This is a genomic window from Nocardia sp. NBC_00508, assembly GCF_036346875.1.
Taxonomy (GTDB): Bacteria; Actinomycetota; Actinomycetes; order Mycobacteriales; family Mycobacteriaceae; genus Nocardia.
Genome location: NZ_CP107852.1, coordinates 3,907,686 through 3,924,173 on the forward strand (window position 1 = coordinate 3,907,686; position 16,488 = coordinate 3,924,173).

The 16,488-nt window shown below is 68.9% G+C and carries 12 protein-coding genes; 5 read left to right on the forward strand and 7 right to left on the reverse strand.

What is annotated here, in order from left to right:
* Positions 1-361: 361 nt before the first annotated feature.
* The 3 genes from OHA40_RS17295 (at position 362) to OHA40_RS17305 (ending at position 4,597) form a co-directional block, all read left to right on the forward strand.
* The gene (locus OHA40_RS17295; RefSeq protein WP_442944058.1) at positions 362-2,929 is read left to right on the forward strand and encodes a circularly permuted type 2 ATP-grasp protein; all 2,568 of its coding nucleotides are present in this window, start codon (positions 362-364) and stop codon (positions 2,927-2,929) included.
* Complete coding sequence (locus tag OHA40_RS17300) at positions 2,926-3,849, forward strand: transglutaminase family protein (RefSeq protein WP_330227978.1); 924 nt, start codon at positions 2,926-2,928, stop codon at positions 3,847-3,849. The genes OHA40_RS17295 and OHA40_RS17300 overlap by 4 nt, the downstream gene beginning before the upstream one ends.
* 208 nt (positions 3,850-4,057) lie before the next feature.
* Complete coding sequence (locus OHA40_RS17305) at positions 4,058-4,597, forward strand: hypothetical protein (protein ID WP_330227979.1); 540 nt, start codon at positions 4,058-4,060, stop codon at positions 4,595-4,597.
* Positions 4,598-4,823: 226 nt separating this feature from the next.
* Here the strand turns inward: OHA40_RS17305 and OHA40_RS17310 are convergent, their stop codons facing one another.
* The 5 genes from OHA40_RS17310 to OHA40_RS17330 all read right to left on the reverse strand — a co-directional run bounded on the left by OHA40_RS17310 (position 4,824) and on the right by OHA40_RS17330 (position 10,452).
* Complete coding sequence (locus OHA40_RS17310; protein WP_330227980.1) at positions 4,824-5,534, reverse strand: type 1 glutamine amidotransferase; 711 nt, start codon at positions 5,532-5,534, stop codon at positions 4,824-4,826.
* 43 nt (positions 5,535-5,577) lie between these two features.
* Positions 5,578-6,816, reverse strand: coding sequence for a MurT ligase domain-containing protein (locus OHA40_RS17315; protein ID WP_330227981.1), 1,239 nt, complete (start codon positions 6,814-6,816; stop codon positions 5,578-5,580).
* A 65-nt stretch (positions 6,817-6,881) separates the two neighbouring features.
* Complete coding sequence (locus OHA40_RS17320; RefSeq protein WP_330227982.1) at positions 6,882-7,523, reverse strand: pyridoxamine 5'-phosphate oxidase family protein; 642 nt, start codon at positions 7,521-7,523, stop codon at positions 6,882-6,884.
* Positions 7,524-7,602: 79 nt separating this feature from the next.
* Positions 7,603-9,378: a hydroxysqualene dehydroxylase gene (locus OHA40_RS17325; RefSeq protein ID WP_330227983.1), complete on the reverse strand. Its 1,776-nt coding sequence runs from the start codon at positions 9,376-9,378 to the stop codon at positions 7,603-7,605.
* 126 nt (positions 9,379-9,504) lie between these two features.
* Positions 9,505-10,452, reverse strand: a complete 948-nt coding sequence (locus OHA40_RS17330) for an EamA family transporter (protein ID WP_330227984.1) — start codon at positions 10,450-10,452, stop codon at positions 9,505-9,507.
* 111 nt (positions 10,453-10,563) lie between these two features.
* Here OHA40_RS17330 and OHA40_RS17335 point away from each other — a divergent pair, with 111 nt between their 5' ends.
* Entirely contained in the window at positions 10,564-11,478 is a 915-nt protein-coding gene (locus tag OHA40_RS17335; RefSeq protein WP_330234229.1) for a LysR family transcriptional regulator, read from the forward strand.
* Positions 11,479-11,598: 120 nt separating this feature from the next.
* On the opposite strand, the gene OHA40_RS17340 is transcribed toward OHA40_RS17335, so the two are convergent.
* Both OHA40_RS17340 and leuA read right to left on the reverse strand, forming a co-directional pair.
* Positions 11,599-13,206, reverse strand: a complete 1,608-nt coding sequence (locus tag OHA40_RS17340) for a MinD/ParA family ATP-binding protein (RefSeq protein WP_330227985.1) — start codon at positions 13,204-13,206, stop codon at positions 11,599-11,601.
* 333 nt (positions 13,207-13,539) lie between these two features.
* Positions 13,540-15,333, reverse strand: coding sequence for a 2-isopropylmalate synthase (gene leuA / locus OHA40_RS17345; RefSeq protein ID WP_330227986.1), 1,794 nt, complete (start codon positions 15,331-15,333; stop codon positions 13,540-13,542).
* Positions 15,334-15,601: 268 nt separating this feature from the next.
* Between leuA and OHA40_RS17350 the strand changes: the two genes are divergently transcribed.
* The gene (locus OHA40_RS17350; protein ID WP_330227987.1) at positions 15,602-16,369 is read left to right on the forward strand and encodes a sulfite exporter TauE/SafE family protein; all 768 of its coding nucleotides are present in this window, start codon (positions 15,602-15,604) and stop codon (positions 16,367-16,369) included.
* Positions 16,370-16,488: the final 119 nt, after the last annotated feature.

Consider the following 16,488-nt stretch of genomic DNA (forward strand, 5'->3'; position numbering starts at 1 on the left):
CGAACAATCTGTTGTACGCATGTGACCTCCCGGTGATATCGGAGTCGTCGCATTCGGTGATAGCACCGCCGTGGCGGGTGAAGCGGGACGCCAGTACCGTGTGTCGCCCTTATTTAAATAAAATAGCAACTATCTAGCAACTTTGCTGTGTTGTTCCGGAGATGTCGCCGCTCCATCTGGGCCAAGAGCCTCTACGTGCGAAAATATCTGAACAGCCCAGCGGCGCCGGTGCACCAGGCGCGCCTGATTCGCGCGGAGGGAAGCGTTTGACAGATACCGGCGACCGCTGGGCATCCAGGGTGTCGGAAGTGAGGTCGGCGCGGTGACATTGCGCGATGATTCGCGAGAAACGGCGGTCGGCATGAATGCGCGCGAGCAGTTCGAACGCTACCGCGCCGACGGCGCCGAAACGGCCGCCTACGACGAATGTGGTTACCCCACGGCAAGTTACTACGACGAATTGGTCGACGCCGACGGCAAGGTGCGGCCGATGTGGCGGGAGTTGTCCGCGGATTTCGTCGAGCTCGGAAGTGACGAGCTCGATCGGCTGGACAGCCGGGTTCGCAGACTCGTCGATGACGACGGCATCACCTATCTCGAGGCAGGCGCGCCGGCCGAAACCACGACGCCGAGCCCGTGGCGTCTCGATCCGATCCCCCTGCTGGTGTCCGCGGACGACTGGACCGGGCTGGAAGCCGGACTGGAACAGCGTTCCCGCGTCCTCGACGAGGTACTCACCGACATCTACGGCCCGCGAAGGACGCTCAGCTCCGGTCTGCTCGCGCCGGAGGTGGTGTTCGGTAACCACGGTTACGTGCGAGCCGCGCATGGGATCACCGTGCCGGGGCGGCATCAGCTGTTCCTGCACGCCTGCGACCTCAGCCGCTGGAGCGACGGCCGGTTCCGAGTGATCGCCGACTGGGCGCAGGCGCCGTCCGGCGCCGGATACGCGTTGGCCGACCGCAGGGTGGTGGCGACCGCGATCCCGGAGTCGTTCGAGCATGCCAATCCGCGTCCGCTGACGCCCTTCGCCAGGGCCATGCGGTCGATGCTGATCGAGTCGGCGCAGGCCGACGACGAGGAGCCCGTGGTCGTGGTGCTCAGTCCGGGCGTGCGGTCCGAAACCGCGTTCGATCAGGCGTATCTCGCTTCGACGCTGGGCTTTCCGCTGGTGGAGAGCGCGGATCTGGTGGTGCGCGACGGGTCGCTGTGGATGCGGTCGCTGGGCACGCTGAAGCGGGTGGACGTGGTGTTGCGGCGGGTGCACGCCGAGTTCTCCGATCCGCTGGATCTGCGCCCGGATTCCCGGCTCGGCGTGGTGGGGCTGATCGAGGTGTTGCGGCGCGGGGCAGTGACCGTGGTGAACACGTTGGGCAGCGGGCTGCTGGAGAATCCGGCGCTGGCTCGTTTCCTGCCCGCGGTCGCGCGCTCGCTGCTCGGCGAGGACCTGCTGCTGGAGAGCGCGCCGTCGTATTGGGGTGGCGACGACCGGGAGCGCGCGCACCTGCTCGCGAATCTGGACAAGCTCGTCATCCGCTCGACGGTCGACGGCGCCACGCTGCTCGGACCCGAACTGAGCCGGGATCAGCGCGCCGACGTGGCGGCCAGGATCGACGCGCGCGGATGGCAGTGGGTCGGCCAGGAACCGGCGCAGTTCTCCGTCGCGCCCGCCGTGCGGGAGCACGGTGGGCTCGCCTCGGCTCCGGTCGGCATGCGGCTGTTCGCACTGGCCCGGCGCGGCGGCTACACCGTGATGCCCGGTGGTCTCGGCCAGGTGCGTCAGCGCATCGTGCCCGACCGCGCCGCGCTCGAGGTGGCCGCCAAGGACATCTGGGTGCGGGCCGCGCCGACGACCGCCGCCGCGGTCAGCACCGAGCCGCCGCGTGCCGAACGCGAACGGCCCACCATCCCGGTGGTGGAAGCGATCAGCTCGCCGCGCGTCCTCAACGACCTGTTCTGGATGGGCCGCTACGGCGAGCGCGCCGAGGCCACCGCGCGCCTGCTGATCGCCACCCATGAGCGCTACCAGGAGTTCCGCTACCGTCCCTGGCTGGAAGGTGCGGACGCGCTGCCGATCCTCCTGGACGCCGTCGGCCGGACCACCGCCACCGCGGCGCCGGCCGAGGGGCTGTTCGAAGGCCACGACTACCTCGTCTCCCTGACGATCGACCGGAAGTTGCCCGGATCGCTGGCCTTCGCGATCGACCGGTACGGCATCGCGGCGCGAGCCGTGCGTGACCAGCTGTCGGTGGAAACCTGGATGATTCTCAGCGCGGTCGACCGAGCCCTGTCCGACTATCGCGGAACGGCGGGCGACCAGGAGGCGGAGCTCTCGGAGGTGCATTCGCTGACCCTGGCCGGTCTGCTCGCGCTGTCCGGTATCGACGCGGAGTCACTCGTGCGTGAACCCGGCTGGTACGTCATGGACATCGGGAAGCGAATCGAGCGCGGCCTGGCCCTGACCGCGCTGCTGTCGACCGCGCTCATCCAGGAGTATCCGGAGGAGACCGAGCGGGAGGTCACCGAATGGGTGCTGCGTGTCGCGGAGTCGTCGGTGAGTTACCGCCGCAGGCATCGGGATTCGATACGGATCTCCGCCGTCGCCGGGCTGCTGCTGTTCGACGCAGGCAACCCACGGTCACTGGCTTATCAGCTGGACCGCATCGACGCCGATTTCCGCGCGCTGCCCGGCGCCTCGCGATCGTCGCGCCCGCGGCGGCTCCTCGCGGACGCGCAACGCATGCTGCGCCGCTCGGACCCCGACGACCTCGAAGTCACCGACGCGGACGACCAGCACGCCGAATTGGCCGAGCTTCTGGAGGGGGTGCACTCGCGGCTGCGCAAGGTGTCCGAATCGTTCGAGGCCACCACGCTGTCGCTGCCCGTCGGCATCCAGCCGCTGTGGGGCAGTGCGCAGGTGGTCGGATGACCGTCGACGGCGCGGTCCGGCGCTATCGGGTGGAGCACCGCACTACATACGCGTATTCCGGGGAGGTGACCAGCTCATATGGACGCTCGTATCTGACGCCGCGTGACGTGCCTGGCCAACGGCTGCTGGCACACGACATCCACATCGATCCGGTGCCGTCGGACCGGTCGGTCGGCGCGGATGTGTACGGCAACATCACCTCCTTCTTCCACATCACCACCGCGCATCGCGTCCTCGCCGTCACCGGTGCATCGCTGGTCGAGGTCGACGCCCCGGTTCGCGGGCAGGCAGGCGCCGCGCGGCCATGGGAGACAGCGCGTCCGACCGGCGCGAACGGACCGCTCGTCGCGGAGTTCGCCCTCGACTTGCACCCGCCCGAGATCACGCCCCAGATCGCCGCGTACGCGGCCGAGTCCCTCACCCCGGGCAGGCCGCTGCTGGACGCCGTAGCCGAGTTGAACACCCGGGTCTACACCGATTTCACCTACATGTCCGGCGCCACGACGGTGTCGACCAAGATGGCCGATGTGTTCGCCGCCCGCGCGGGCGTCTGCCAGGATTTCGCGCGCCTGGCCGTCACCTGCCTGCGGTCGCACGGTCTCGCCGCCAGGTACGTGTCCGGCTATCTGGCCACCGATCCGCCGCCGGGAAAGGAGCGGATGGTCGGCGCCGACGCCACGCACGCCTGGGCTGCCGTGTGGCTGCCCGGCTCCGGCGAACACGACCGCGCGGGCCACTGGATCGACTTCGACCCCACCAACGACCAGTTCGGCGACGAGCGCTACATCACCGTCGCGTGGGGCCGGGACTACGCCGATGTCCCTCCGCTGCGCGGCATCATCTACACCGACGCGAAAGACAGCGCCATTACCGTCTCGGTGGACGTCTCCGAGGTCGACGGTGACCATCGTGCGCACTAGGCCCAGCGACCCGCTGAGGTCGACGTGGCGATCACAGAGTCGACCGAGGCGGCCTCGGCCTTCTGTCCGGCCGGTCACAAGCCCGGTGCTCTCGGCGTGCGGGGAGCGTGAACTGTGGAAGCATCGTAGGTGGCCCGTAGTCGACTGTCCGGCGGCGCCGCGGTACCAGCCGGGGTTTCGGGGAACCGACGCCGGAACAAGGGAACGAATGAACAGCAAGCACATGACCGGCACGTGGGCAGAAGACGAGCTCGGATTCCGGCCGGACCTATCACGTGAGCACCTGCGCATGCTGGTGGAGCAGATCCGGGCGGAAGGGATCCCGGATGCGCTGTGGCTGATCCTCCGGCCCTGGACTGCCGAACCACGGCGGTGGCACCCGGAGGTGTACGGCATCGATGTGCCCGAGGACGGGAACAGCCCCTGGGTCTGTGAGCTCAACGCGCCCGTGCGATGGCATTCGCTGATCGGTGGCCTCGCGTCGGTCGAGTGGGTGAACAGCCGTCCGACCATCGACGAACTGGGCCGGGCCTGGGACAAGCTGGAAGCGGCTGACATGCGTCCATCGGTCTGCGTCAACCTCGGTCCGGCCGGGCACGGGAACCGCTGGCAGCTGCAAGTGGTATCGGTGTCCGCGCTCGGAAAGATCGACGACGACACCATGAGCGACGTCGGCCAGACCCTCGGCGGACGACTGGGGTATTGGTCGGTGAACCCCGAGTGGATCTTGTGGCGGACCGCCAACTGAGACTCGCCGTTGTTGCTGAAGGTCCGCCCATCGTGCTGACCGACGACCGTTTCACTTGGACGCCGCGCACTCGGTGCCGACCCACGCATAGCAATGGCGAGGGAAGACGCAACGCCACAACGCCGAGACGCGGGATCCCAGCCGCAGCGTCGCCGGATGGCCGAGGCCAACCCCGCCCAGCCGTGCCGTCGAGGTGGCCGGACCCCCGAGCACACCGAGCCGTGGTTCAGGCGCGCAGGCGCTCGCGGCGGAGCTGGTCGACCTCGGGGAGATCGAGGGGTGCCAGTTCGCTGACACCCAGGGCGCGCATCAGCAGTAGATCGGCGAGTTCGGGGTTGCGGGCCAGCACCGGGCCGTGCATGTAGGTGCCGATCACCGAAGCCTGGACGACGCCCTCCGAACCGTCGCCGACACCGTTGCCGACGCCACGGGTCACCCGGGCCAGACCGGTCGCGTCGCCGCCGAGTTTGGTTCCGCCACGGTGGTTTTCGAAGCCGGTGAGCGCCGCGGTGAGCCCGTCGAGCAGCGGTGTGGTCGTCACCTCGCCGATTGCGCGCTTGTGCTGCGGTGACGTGGTCACATCGATCAGGCCGACGCCGTCCACACGCTCGCCCGCCGAGGTCTCGTACCACTGGCCGAGCACCTGGATGGCCGCGCAGATCGCCAGCACCGGGGCGCCTTTCGCGGACGCTCGCTGCAAGCCGGGGTAGCGCTGCAGGTGCCGGGTGGCCAGCCGCTGCGCGGAATCCTCCGCGCCGCCCAGGGTGTAGATGTCCAGCGAATCGGGCACCGGGTCGGGCAGCGTGATATCGACGATCTCGGCGTCGTAGCCGCGCATGCGCAGCCGCTGACGCAGCACGAGCGCGTTGCCGCCGTCGCCGTAGGTGCCCATCACGTCCGGCAGCACCAGGCCGATGCGAATGGTCGATTCACTCATACTGTGTCCTTTCCAGCATGCGCGGAGCCCTCCGTGGTCACCCTCATGCCGTCCGCTCCTCGAGGTCGCGGTTGAGATCACGGAACGCGGTGTAGTTCGCCAGCACCTCGACGTGGCCCGCCGGGCAGGACGCGATGGCGCGTACCGGGTCCGGCACCGTGGTGTGCGCCACGCCCGCGTAGGTCAGCCGCACGGCGAGGTCGGTGGCGCGTTCGCCCGCCGCCACCACCTGCACGCCTTCGAAGTGCTCGAACCGCACGTCCCACAGCCAGGAGAGGTCCTCGCCGTCGGGCACCTGGCCGTTCACGGCGATCACCAGGCCCGCCGAAGTCGGCTCGATCATCGACAGCGCCTCCTGCCATCCGGCCGGGTTCTTCGCCAGCAGCAGACGCGCGTCGTGCTCGCCGACCTGCACGGTGCGGTAGCGGCCCGCGATCTCGCGCACCGTGCCCGCCGCGGCGACCGCCTGCGCGGTGTCGGCGCCCAGCGCGACCGCCGCGGCCACCGCCTGTGCGGCGTTCCCGCGATTGGCCCGCCCCGGCAGCGCGAGCCGCAACGGGAAATGCACGCCGTCCGGACCGACCAGATCGTCTCCGTCCAGCCACCAATCCGGTTCGGGGCGTTGGAAATCCGCGCCGGTGCTGCGCCAGTGGGCGCCCTCCCAGATGATCGGCTCACCGCTGCGCGGGCAGCTGGTCGCGTCCATCGCCCAGCCGCTGCCCGCGGCTACCCACACCACGTTCGGATGGTCATAGGCGATCGAGGTGACCAGCACGTCGTCGCAGTTCGCGATCACCACGGTGGCCGGGTGCTTCGCCAGTCCGGCGCGCAGTTTGCGCTCGATCATGTTGATCTCGCCGACCCGGTCGAGCTGGTCACGGCTGAGGTTCAGCAGGACCACCGCCGAGGGGTTGAGCGAGTCGGTGACGTGCGGCAAGTGCAGTTCGTCCACCTCGATCGCGGCCAGCGGCGCGCGCCGGTGCGCGTTCAGCGCGGCGACGATGCCCGCGTCCATATTGGCCCCGTCGGCCTGGGTCGCGACCTGGCCGAGCGTGTTGAGTGCGGCGGTGGTCATCCTGGTGGTGGTGGACTTGCCATTCGTGCCTGTCACCAGCACGGTGCGTCGCTGCCGTCCGAGCTGGTCCATCACCGTCGGGTCGATCTTCAACGCGATCAGGCCGCCGATCATGGAGCCCTTGCCGCGACCCGCCTTCTGCGAGGCCCAGGACGCAGCGGCCGCCGCCGCGAGCGCGAGCCGTCCGCGCACCGATATGTCTGCCACGTCGCGAGTCTATGTTCGCCCCGCGGTCCCGGCGCGTCGCGGTGGGGTGGCGTGGGCCACCCGGCTCAGTCGCGGTAGAGCTTCGCGTCGTAGTTCTCCGGCGCGTAGTACCACTCCAGCTGCTCGACCGTCTCGGTGATGTTCGTCTGCACCTCTTTGACCAGGCAGGCCTGGCTCGGCAGGGTGTCGGCCGGCCACTGCTGCGGCTCCCAGAGATGGCTGCGGATGAACGCCTTGGCGCAGTGGAAGAAGATCTGCTCGATATCCACCTCGACGGCGAGGATCGGCCGATGGCCGCGCACCACCATGTCGTCGAAGTAGGTCGCGTCGCGCACCAGCCGGGCGCGTCCGTTGATCCGCAGCGTCTCGCGGCGGCCCGGAATCAGGAACAGCAGGCCGACGTGCGGGTTGGCCAGGATATTGAGGTAGCCGTCGGCGCGCCGGTTGCCGGGGCGCTCGGGGATGGCGAGAGTGGTGTCGTCGAGCACGCGCACGAACCCGGCCGGATCGCCCTTGGGCGAGGCGTCGCAGTTGCCGTCCGCGTCGCTGGTGCTCAGCACCAGAAACGGGGAGTTCGCGATCCATTCCCGGTCCCGCGCGTGCAGGGCGACCCGCTCCTTGGTGGCGGCTCGGGGCATGACTTCGCCGAGCAACTGCCGCAGGTCCGCCGGGCCGGTGATCTCGTTCGGGGCGGTGCTCTCGCGCATACCTCGATTCAAGCATTGCCCGGCCGTGCGTGGCGATCGAATTCCATTCTGGTGGGCGGAGATCGATCGGTGGCGTGGATCAGACCGGGACGTCGAACATGTTCCGGTGTCCGGCCGCGTAGCGGTCGGCGTCCATCCTGCGCAGCGGTTCCAGTTCCGGCGCGCGGTACAGCGTGAACATCCGGCAGCGCTCCGCGTTCGAACCGGCCACGTCCAGCAACGCGTTCACCGCGGCGCGCGCGGACTCGTTGGCACCCTCCATGGTGGCCAGGTCGACGTTCGTGCGCACGTAATCGCCCGCCAGGAACAGGTTTTCCAGCGCACCGTGCGGTTGCGGCCGATATTCCCACGAACCGGCGGTGTTGATCAGCAGTGGGTCGGCGTTGGCGTTGCGCCGCTGTCTCTCCTGCCAGGTGATGCCCGGGTCGAGGAACCAAGAGTGCAGGTCGGCATCGCGCAGCACCTCGCCGCGATCGTCGAGGTGGGCCTTGATCTGGGCCCATGCCTCGCGAGCGATCTCCTCGTGGGTGCACTCCTTGGCAGGTTTGCCGAAGACCATGCCCGGGGTGTTCCAGTCGGAGATGTCCACCGAAAGGCAGTCCTGCACGCTGCCGTCGCCGAATTCGGTGAGCTTGGTGCGCCACAACTGATTCTGGCTGATCGAGGTGAGCGACCACGGGGCGTCGATGTAGGCGGTATGGCCGCGGGAGATGTCGGCCGGCCTGCGCAAATAGAACTGGATGCCGTTCATCCAGTCGGTGACGAGCCGGTCCATCGCGGCCAATTCCGGCTGGACCGCCAGCACCTGCGGCGACCACAGCGTGCGGGCCTGCTCGGCGGGCAGCGCGACGACGAAGTAATCGGCCTCGATCGTGTGCTGGGCGCCGGTATCGTCCACCGCGCTGGCAGCGGTGATCCTGCCGTCTCGCACCTGGAGTCCGCGCACCTCGGTGCCGAGCACGAATTCCGCGCCCAACTCGCGGATTCGCCGCATCCACGGATCGATCCAGGCCGCGTTGGTCGGGCCGCTCAGCACACGGTCCAGCCCGCCGTCGTTGCCGATCTCGAAGGGATTGCCGAGGAACTGCTCGCCCATGGTGCCGATAGTGCGGACACTCGCCACGTTCTCCTTCGCGGCGACCATGATGCTGGTCAGTGTGCGGGACAGCAGTGCACGGAACTCGTGCGAGCGCGCATGGCCGCCGACGAAGTCGTGCCACGAGGTCTGCTCCCATTGACCGAGGCGGCGGGCGTCGCAGCTGGAGTTGAAGACCAGCAGGCGTTCGGCGAAGTAGATCCCCTCCGCGGGGGGCATTTTCAGCGAGGTGGCCACGGCCGCGCCGAGAGTCTCCCGAAAGACGTCCGGGGTGAACCCGGCGCGGGCACGCGCACCGAGCGGGACGCGGAAGTCGTCGCCGCCGCGCCGGGCGAATCGCGCCTCCGGCACCGCGACGAGGTTGTCCCAGACGCCATTCGGGTTGCCCGGGAACGGGATCCGCCGCATAGTGTCCGGCACGTGTTGATAGAAACCGGGGAAGAAGCGAAAGCCGTGCTCCCCGGGTAGTTCCGGCCGCCCCCCTGTCCCCGTGCCCGGCACGCCGACGCTGCGGGCTTTGCCGCCCCACGCCCGTCTTTCGTACACAGTGACCTGGAATCCGCGTTCGACGAGCTCATGCGCCGCGGTCAGACCGGCGACACCGCCACCGAGCACCGCGACCCGTGGGCCGCCCGGACTCGCCGCTACCGGCGCCGGTCTCAGCGCACCCGCCGTCAGTGCCCCCGCCGTAGCCACCCCCGCCGCGACCGTGTTACGGAGCAATGCTCTTCGCGATACGGTCCACTGATGTTCTGCCATGCGCTGCTGCTCTGTTGCCTAGCCTTGTGACCAACTCCGACTTCCACGCCGGCACTACTGTAAGGCGGCAGGTCCATCGAGTCGCGTCGACCCCGCGAAGTGGTAGGTGCGACCGGCGGAAGGCGCCTACTCAGACCGAGCGGCCGCGCTCGGTAGAGCGACCGGTCTCGGCGCGGTAGCGTCCACCTCGACCGCGCGCGGCTTGCTCGATGTGGCCGCGAAGGCGCCCGCCAGCACGATGACCCCACCCACCAGGGACAGCGGGGTCGGCGTCTCGCCGAGGAATGTCCATGCGGCTGCGATGCCGACAACCGGCACGAGCAGGGAGAACGGCGCGACCAGGCCCGCCGGGTAGCGGCCGAGCAGGTAGGTCCACAGTCCGGTGCCCACGACGGTGGCGAGGATGGCGATATAAGCCAGCGCGACCAAGGCGGACCATCCCGACGGTGCGAACGCGTCGGCCAGGGCACGGAGACCTGTCGTTGGCCCTTCGGCGACCGCGGACAACGCGAAAAGGGGCAACGGCGGAATAGCCGTGGTCCACAGCATCAGGTGCAGCGGGTTGACACCGGGAGTCTCGGTACCGGCCGAGCGGCCCCCGATATTGCCGAATGCCCAGCCGAGCCCACCTGCCAGCGTCAGCAGCACCGGAAGCAATGTGGCGTGTTCCAGCCGGTCCCAGCCGATCACCGCCATACCCGTCACCGCGACGCCGATGCCGGCGAGCTGCACCCGCCGAATCCGCTCGCCCAGCATCAGCGCACCGAGCAGCACGGTGAACGGTGCGGAGGATTGCAACACCAGCGAGGCGAGCCCGGTCGGCATGCCCACCCGCATGGCCGTGAACAGGAAGGCGAACTGCAAGATCCCGAAACCGGTGCCGTACAACAGGATCCAGCGCATTCGCACTGGTGGGCGCGGAATGAACAGCAGCGCGGGAATCGCCAGCACGGCGAAACGCAGCGCCGCGAAGAAGAACGGCGGGAAGTGGTCGAGCCCCACTCGGATGGCGAGGAAGTTCAGTCCCCAGAGCAGGACGACGGTGCAGCCGAGCAGGCGATCGCGGTTGGTCACGCCTTTCATCGTGCGGTCGGCTAACCATCAGGACAATCGAATTAATATGGACTAATAATGTAGGTTTACTTAATGATATCGGGTATGGAAAAGGCCGTGCACGGCCCGCCCATGGCCTTGGAGCGGCTGCGTGTGCTGCGCGAACTCGCCGACCGCGGCACCGTCGCCGCCGTCGCCGCCGCGTTGTCGATGACGCCGTCCGCGGTCTCACAGCAGCTCAAGGTGCTGGCCAGGGAAGCGGGCGTGGCCCTGCTCGAACCCGACGGGCGACGAGTCCGGCTCACCGACGCAGGCCGCGCGTTGGTGGTGCGCGCCGATGAGGTGCTCGCGGCGATGGATCGCGCGGTCGCCGAGATGGCGCACTATCGCGGCTCCCCGCGCGGCCGGGTCCGTGTCGCGGTGTTTCCTTCCGGTGGCGCGCTACTGCTGCCGCATGTGCTGTCCGGCATGGCGGACAGCGGTGTGGACGTGGTCGCGCGGGACGAGGACGTACCCCCCTCCGAGGTGGCTCGACTACTCGCCGACTATGACGTGGTGCTGACCCATCGCGACGAACGTGCTGCACCGATCGCCGATCCGCGCGTCGCGACCAGGGTGCTCATGCGCGAACCGATCGACGTCGTCGCGGCTCCGACGCATCGGCTCGCGGGTCGCTCGGCCGTCGCGCCGGAAGAACTGGCCGACGAAACCTGGCTGAGTGTGCGCGGCGGCTTCCCCGTCGACGACGTGTTGCGCTCCATCGCCACAGTGACCGGCGTGCAACCGCGAATAGCGCAGCGCCTCAACGATTTCCGCGTCATCGAGACGCTGGTCGCCACCGGTTACGGCGTCGCGCTCATGCCACGCTACGCGGTGGGCAATCCCACGCTCGCGGTGCTGCGCTTGTCCGGCGTACGCGCCGCCCGGATGTACGAACTGGCCACCCGGCCGCGCGCTGATGCCCGCCCGGCCATCGCCGCCGTGCTCGCGGCCTTCGAATCGGCCGCCGCGCTGGCGACCGCCGACACCGCGACGACGGGCGGATAAGACTGGGTCTTCGCCGCGGTCGCTCATGCCGAGCCGCAACGACATCACCGAGCAGCGGTGTGGACTGGCGGCGGGCCGCCGACGCGGCAGAGGGAATACCGCGCACTGCCCGGCGACCGGTCACATTCCGGGCGGCCCGGGGTAACGGTAGGGGTGCTGGGAGCCGACGTAGCCGAAGTCGTCGGCCACCATCGCCGCCAACTCCAGCAGCGCCCGCCGCGTCGGCTTGCCCACCAGTTCCAGATCGATCTCCGCACCCTCGGCGAGGTGGTCGTCGAACGGCACCACCTGCACCGCGCGGGTGCGGTCGAGGAACAACTTGCGCAGCTGGTCGAGATCGACGGTCGACGCGCCGCGCCGGGAAGCGTTCACCACCACGACCGTTCGCTCCACCAGCTTGCCGTAGCCGTGGTGGTCGAGCCAGTCCAGTGTGGCCGACGCGCTGCGCGCGCCGTCGATGGCGGGGGAGGTGACCAGCACCAGCGAACTGGCCATGTCCAGAACGCCCGCCATCGCGGAGTGCATCAAGCCGGTGCCGCAGTCGGTCAGGATGATGTTGTAGAACGACTGCAGGATGCTGATCGCCTTGCGGTAGTCCGCCTCGCTGAACGCCTCGGAGACCGCCGGATCCTGTTCACTGGCGAGCACTTCCAGGCGGCTCGGCGCCTGCGAGGTATGCGCCCGCACGTCCGAGTACCTGGTGATGTGCTGGTCCTCGAGCAGGTTGCGCACGGTGGACCTGGTCTGCCGCGGCACCCGGTGCGCCAGCGTGCCGAGGTCGGGATTGGCGTCGATCGCGATGACCCGGTCCCCGCGCTGCGACGCGAAGGTGGAGCCGAGGCCGACGGTGGTGGTGGTCTTGCCGACGCCACCTTTCAGCGAGAGGATCGCGATCCGATAGTCGCCGCGCACCGGCTGATTCACCCGATCGACGAGATCCTGGTAGACGACGTCGGCGGCCGACTCACCCGGGTTGATCATGCCGCCGGAGGCCTTGTGCACGGCACGGCGCCACCCGCTGCGCGGCGCCCTGCGGGCCCGCCTGAGCAGATTCAGATCGTTCACCGAGTGCCCCGGCTGGCCGGGTTGCGGCACGTGCTGCGGCTGGAACGGCTGGGCGCCATGATGCGGCGGCGGCCCGCCCTGCCAGCTCGGCACCTGCGGTTGCCCGACCGGTGGTGGGGGCGGCGGTTGGTAGGCCGGTGGAGGCGGCTGATGCGTTACCGGCGGAGGCGGCGGTGCCCAGCTGTAGATCGGTCCGCTGGGATCGGGTTGTGGCGCAGCGGGTTCCGGTGGTGCGGAGTCCATAGGTCCGCGCCGCGCCTCGTCGCCGATCTCCTGGCGGTACTCGCCGTAGCCGGGATCGGGCGCGTGCATGGGTATCGGGTGGCTACCGCTGTGGCTCGGCGGCGGTTGAAATGCGCCGGTAGGGAACGGCTCCCCGGGAAACGGCGTCGGCGGCGGGTACGCACCGGCGCCCGGAGGAGCGTACGCGCCGTACGACTCGGGGGGCCCGGACGGCGGAGGACCGTAGGACTGCGCGAACCCGGCAGCATGCGGGTAAACCGTGGTCTGCTCTGTCGAGCCTTGCGGCTCCGGTTGTTCGGGCGGTGCGTCCGGCTGATCCAGCCCATCCGCCACGTCGGTTTCCCTCGCTTCCACGCCGCCCTGCTCGGTCGACGGGCCGGTGGCCGATGACTCCGCCTCGGTGACTTCGGCCGTGTCCACGGAATGACTCTGCAGCCAGGGCGGAGAGGTCGGATTGTGGTCGTTTGTTGTCACGGTTCCCCCATCTGCTCGGGAATTCGAGCAGAGAGCTCGGCGCTTGGAGTGCGAATCCCACGCTAGCACGGGGTTCGCTACGCCGCGTCGCGGTAGGTAGGGCAGACGCGCCGAGCGACACGCCATCGACAAATGGTCTGCGACAGCGAGATCGGGCGCCGCGCGGACGAACCGCCGCGGCGCCCTCGCCGAACGTGTTCCGGGACAGGCGTACCTCCGCCTCCGCCCCGGCCGTGCGCGGGTTGAGTCGGACTACGTCCGACTGCGCCCATTATGCGATCAGTGCGCTCGGTTGACCGCGGACACCACCGCGCGCAGCGACGCGGTGGTGATCGAGGTGGCGATGCCGACGCCCCACACGACTTTGTCGCCGATCGCGCACTCCACGTACGCAGCGGCCTGCGCGTCGTCGCCCGCGGACATCGCGTGCTCGGAGTAGTCCAAGACCTCGACGTCGAAGCCGACGCCTGCGATCGCGTCGACGAACGCGGCGAGCGGTCCGTTGCCCTTGCCGGTGATCTCCTGCTCGACGCCGTCTACCTTCACCACCGCCACGATCGAGTCGACCCCGCCGTCGGTCTCCGACGCGGTGACCCGCTGGCGCATCCGCTCCAACGGACGGATCGGGCTCAGGTACTCCTCGTGGAAGACGTCCCACATCTCCTTGGGCGTCACCTCGCCACCCTCGCCGTCGGTGATCTTCTGGATCGCCTGGGAGAACTCGATCTGCAGGCGCCGCGGCAGCGCCAGCCCGTGATCGGTCTTCATGATGTAGGCGACGCCGCCCTTGCCGGACTGCGAGTTGACCCGGATGACCGCCTCGTAGGTGCGGCCGACGTCCTTCGGGTCGATCGGCAGGTAGGGCACCTCCCAGACGATGTCGGCGACATCCGCTCCGGCGGCGTCGGCCGTGGCCTTCATCGCGTCCAGGCCCTTGTTGATCGCGTCCTGGTGGCTGCCGGAGAACGCGGTGTAGACCAGGTCGCCGCCGTACGGGTGGCGCTCGTGTACGGGCAGCTGGTTGCAGTACTCGACAGTGCGGCGGATCTCATCGATGTCGGAGAAGTTGATCTGCGGGTCGATGCCGCGGGAGAACAGGTTCATCCCCAGCGTGACCAGGCAGACATTGCCGGTGCGCTCGCCGTTGCCGAACAGACAACCCTCGATCCGGTCGGCGCCGGCCTGGAAGCCCAGCTCGGCGGCGGCCACGGCGGTGCCGCGATCGTTGTGCGGGTGCAGCGACAGCACGATCGCGTCGCGACGGGCGAGGTTGCGGCTCATCCACTCGATCGAGTCGGCGTAGACGTTCGGGGTCGCCATCTCCACGGTGGCGGGCAGGTTGATGATCAGCGGCTTGTCCGGCGTCGGCGCGATGATCTCCGAGACCGCGTCGCAGACCTCCTTGGCGTACTCCAGCTCGGTGCCGGTGTAGGACTCCGGGCTGTACTCGTAGCGCCAGGTGGTGTCCGGGTAGCGCTGCTCGGTCTCCCGGCACAGCGCGGCGGCGTCGGTAGCGATCTTCTTGACCGCGGCGCGATCGGCGCGGAACACCACTTTCCGTTGCAGGATCGAGGTGGAGTTGTAGAAGTGCACGATCACGTTCTGCGCACCCGCGCAGGCCTCGAAGGTGCGTTCGATCAGCTCGGGGCGACACTGGGTCAGCACCTGAATGGCCACGTCGTCGGGGATCGCGCCGTCCTCGATGATCTCGCGGACGAAGTCGAAGTCGGTCTGGCTCGCCGAAGGGAAGCCGACCTCGATCTCCTTGAAGCCCATCCGCACCAGCAGGTCGAACATGCGCCGTTTGCGGGCCGGGCTCATCGGGTCGATCAGCGCCTGGTTACCGTCGCGCAGATCGACCGCGCACCAGCCAGGCGCCCGGTCGATGACTTTCTCCGGCCAGGTGCGGTCGGGCAAGGTGATCGGCTCGACCTCCTCGGCGAACGGCCGATAGCGGAACGCAGGCAGCGAGGAGTTCTTCTGCTTGTTCCAGGCCGGCTGGTCGGCGGGAGCGGGTTTGCTCGGCGCCGTGGTGGTCTTGGCACCGGAAACGAACGCGTCAGCAGGGGACATCTGGAGTCTCTCCGTGGGGTGTGTTTTTTCCCAAAGGGCTGGGTCGACCGGCGCGGCTGAACCCCGCGACGGGAGCCGGTCCGATCAGACCCCGTCGCGGCGGTCGAGAAGAAGTGCCCGCTGCATGATGTCCGCGAGTTTACCGTGCCGCCATACCTCCGGAAAGGGTGGCCCGTCGTCGGGTGATCCGACGATCCCGCTACCGTTCGGTCGGTAGTGGACCACGCTTGTACGGGCCCGGGGTCCGACGGGACGTCGAAGGATAGCTATGACCTGGCTGGAGCAACTGGCCGTCTTCGGTGCGGGTATCGCGGCGGGCGGCATCAACACGATCGTCGGTTCGGGCACCCTCATCACTTTTCCCGTTCTGCTCGCCTTCGGCTTGCCGCCGGTCACCGCGAATGTGTCCAACACCATAGGCTTGGTCCCCGGTTCGCTCAGCGGCGTGCACGGCTACCGCCGCGAACTCGCCGGGCAGCGGGACCGGCTGCTGCGGCTGGGCACCGCGTCGCTACTCGGCGGCATCACCGGGGCGGTGCTGCTGCTCGTGCTTCCGCCCGCAGCGTTCAAGGCGATCGTGCCCGTGCTCATCACCTTGGCGTTGGTCCTGGTGGTGGTGCAGCCACGGCTGGCGAGCTGGGTGAAACGCCGACGGGAGAACGACGGCGCCCCGGTTCCGGCGCACGGCGGCCCGATCCTTTTCGCCGCGGTCTTCGCCGCCGGTGTCTATGGCGGATACTTCGGCGCCGCCCAGGGCGTGCTGCTGATCGGGTTGCTCGGCGTCTTCGTGCACGACGACATCCAGCGCCTCAACGGGACGAAGAACGCGCTCGCGCTGATCGTGAACGGCGTGTCCGCCCTGATCTTCGTCGTGGTCGCCGACGTGGACTGGCGGGCGGCGGCGTTGATCGCGCTGGGGTCGATCATCGGCGGCCAACTCGGCGCCAAGGTAGGCAGGCGGATGCCGCCGACGGTGCTGCGCGCGGTGATCGTCGTGGTCGGCCTCATCGCGGTGATCCGACTGGTCACGTCATAGGCGGCTGCCTCGCCTCCGCTCGGCCCGGCGCGGGCTGAAGACGGACTTCGTCCGGCTGTGTCTTTTCTGCGGCTGCCTCGCCTCCGCTCGGTCCGGTGCGGGCTATAGACGGACTTCGT